This window comes from Mycobacterium sp., from assembly GCF_035653355.1.
GTDB lineage: Bacteria > Actinomycetota > Actinomycetes > Mycobacteriales > Mycobacteriaceae > Mycobacterium.
Map to the genome: position 1 here is coordinate 1 of NZ_DASRBZ010000226.1, position 2,744 is coordinate 2,744.

Annotated in this window: 3 protein-coding genes; all 3 read right to left on the reverse strand. The window is 62.5% G+C overall.

The features are described from left to right. Positions 1-1,223, reverse strand: a 1,223-nt coding sequence (locus VFA16_RS07610; protein WP_324967228.1) for a cytochrome ubiquinol oxidase subunit I, incomplete at its 3' end; no start/stop codon positions are given. 85 nt (positions 1,224-1,308) lie between these two features. Then, the gene (locus VFA16_RS07615) at positions 1,309-1,956 is read right to left on the reverse strand and encodes an HdeD family acid-resistance protein (protein ID WP_324967229.1); all 648 of its coding nucleotides are present in this window, start codon (positions 1,954-1,956) and stop codon (positions 1,309-1,311) included. A 32-nt stretch (positions 1,957-1,988) separates the two neighbouring features. Continuing rightward, positions 1,989-2,744, reverse strand: a 756-nt coding sequence (locus tag VFA16_RS07620) for an adenylate/guanylate cyclase domain-containing protein (protein ID WP_324967230.1), incomplete at its 5' end; no start/stop codon positions are given.

Here is a 2,744-nt window from a genome sequence, read left to right on the forward strand (position 1 = left end):
CCCATTTCGGTGAATATCCAGCCGGCGCTGTTGGCTAGGAACGGGGTGGGGATGGTCAGTAATGCGAGCCAGGAGAACCACCGTTGGCCCGGGAAGCGCCCGCGGCGGGTGAGCCACAAAGCAATGACCGCGAAAAACACCGGAATTGCGAGCAACCCGATCATGGCCCGAAACGACCAGTACGTGACGAACAGGTTGGGCCGATAATCGCCTGGGCCGAACCGCTGTTGGTACTCGCGCTGAAGGTCGCGCACTCCTTGCAGCCGCACGTCGCTGACCCGGCCTTCGGCCAACACCGGCAAAACGTAGGGAACTTCGATCACCCGGCTCAGGCTGTCGCAGTTGTTCTGCCTGCCGACAGTCAGGATGGAAAAGTCTGGATCGGTTTGGGTGTCGCACAACGATTCGGCCGACGCCATCTTCATCGGCTGCTGATGAAACATCAGCTTGCCCTGCGCGTCACCGGTGAAAAACAACACCACCGACGCGGCCATCGCAACCCAGCACCCCAAAATGGTGGCCGGTCGGTACATCGTGCGGGCGTCGGTCTCCGCTGCCTGGCCATTGGGGTCGGCGCCGGCCGCGATGCCAGCCCGCGACCGGACCATCCACCACGCGCACACCGCGGCGACAAAAGTTCCGGCTGTCAGGATCGATCCGGTGACCACATGTGAGAATGCTTGCTGCGCTGTGTTATTGGTGAGCAACGCGAAGATGCTGTTCAACTCCGCGCGGTGCGTCGCCGGATTGTAGTGCGCCCCGACCGGGTGCTGCATGAACGAGTTTGCGGCGATGATGAAGAACGCCGACACGTTGACCGCGACCGCGACGATCCAGATGCAGGCCAGGTGCACCAGCCGCGGCAGCCGACTCCAGCCGAAGATCCACAAGCCGATAAACGTGGACTCGAAGAAGAACGCGGCCAAGCCCTCCATGGCGAGCGGTGCGCCGAACACGTCGCCCACGAACCGGGAATACTCGCTCCAATTCATGCCGAACTGGAATTCCTGGACGATGCCGGTGGCCACCCCGAGTGCGAAGTTGATCAGGAAGAGCTTGCCGAAGAACTTCGTCAGTCGATACCACGCGACGTTGTCAGTGAGCGCCCACACCGTCTGCATGACAGCCACCAGTGGCGCCAGGCCGATGGTGAGCGGCACGAAGATGAAGTGGTAGACGGTGGTGATACCGAACTGCCACCGGGAAACGTCGACGACGTCCATGTTGCCAACTCCCGGACCTGCTACGACTGACTACGACACAGTGTAGTAGATAGCCGGCGCGTCCACCACGGAAACGTCGCGCAGATCACGGCCCAGTCGGCGGCCCAGTCGGCGGCTCCGTGGTCTCCCTTGGGCCAAACAAAGCTTTGTCCACCGCTTTGGAGGCACTGCGAATGCCGAACGACGATGCGATCTCGAACACGCCGATGACCACCAGCCAGATCCCTACGACGAGCGTCAGTATCCAGATCGATTCGAATGGCGACGCAATCACCACGATGCCCGCCAGCAGGCTGACCACGCCGAGGAAGATGGCCCAGCCGCGGCCGGGAAGGGTCGGATCGCTGATGGCTGATGTCGCCGTTGCCACACCGCGGAAGATGAAGCCGACGCCAATCCATATCGCCAACAACAGGATTGCGACCAAGGGGTCGTTGCCGAAGTGGCGGAAGGCCAGAACAGCCAACACCAGTGACGCCGCACCGCTGATGAACAACAGCACCCGTCCCCCGGCGGACACATGCAGGCTGAATGCGAAGATCACCTGCGCGATCCCGGTGATCAACAGATAGGCGCCGAAGACAATAGCGGCGACCAGAATGGTTTTGCCGGGCCATACCAATACCAGGACGCCGAGGGCCAGCGCCAAGATGCCGGATACCAGCGTCGACTTCCACAGATGCGGCAATAGGCTTGGGGCAGTGGTGGGTTCCATCAGCGAAGTGTCGCACATACCGCAACCCCGGAGCGCGGTTTGCCGCGCAGTCAGACGTTGGCGGTTTGCGCGTCTTCGCTGCGCACGCTAATGGAGCGTGCGCCGGGCTTGCGGCCCACGAGATACCAGGTGTGCATGACCCCTTTGCCCTTGACCTCGATGTCGCCGCGTTCCTCCAGCACAAAGTCATCTTTCAGGCGTTCGTAGACGTCCTGGGGAACTTGAATCCGGCCTTCGGGGTCGGTTGACTCCATCCGCGATGCGACATTGACGGCGTCACCCCACACGTCGTAGAAGAAGCGGCGCGAGCCCACCACTCCCGCGACGACCGGGCCGGTGGCCAGGCCGATGCGCAGTGGCAGGGCGCGACCGTGCGGGTCTTTGAGGTCGGCTGCGGCGTCGGCCATGTCGAGCGCGAGGTCCGCCAATGCATGGACGTGATCATGCCGGGGCCAGGGCACCCCGCTGACCACCATGTACGAATCGCCGCTGACTTTGATCTTCTCCAGCCCATGCTTGTCGACCAGCGCGTCGAATTCCGTGTAGAGCCGGTCCAAGAACTCGATCAGTTCGGTTGGGGCGGTGGCGCTGGCCCGTTCGGTGAAACCAGCAATGTCGGCAAACAGAACCGAGGCCTCGTCGTACTTGTCGGCGATGACGTTGTGCGCCGGATCCTTGAGCCGAGCCGCGACGCTGGCCGGCATGATGTTGGCCAGCAACGCTTCGGATCGGTCGTATTCGACTTCCATGACGGCTTCGGCACGGGCGATTTCGCGCAGCGCGTACCACATCGTCACGACCACCAT

What these genes read in the sequence shown, in the direction of transcription:
- VFA16_RS07615 (WP_324967229.1), bottom strand. Translation starts at nt 1,956, where the DNA reads ATGTGCGACACTTCGCTGATGGAACCCACCACTGCCCCAAGCCTATTG.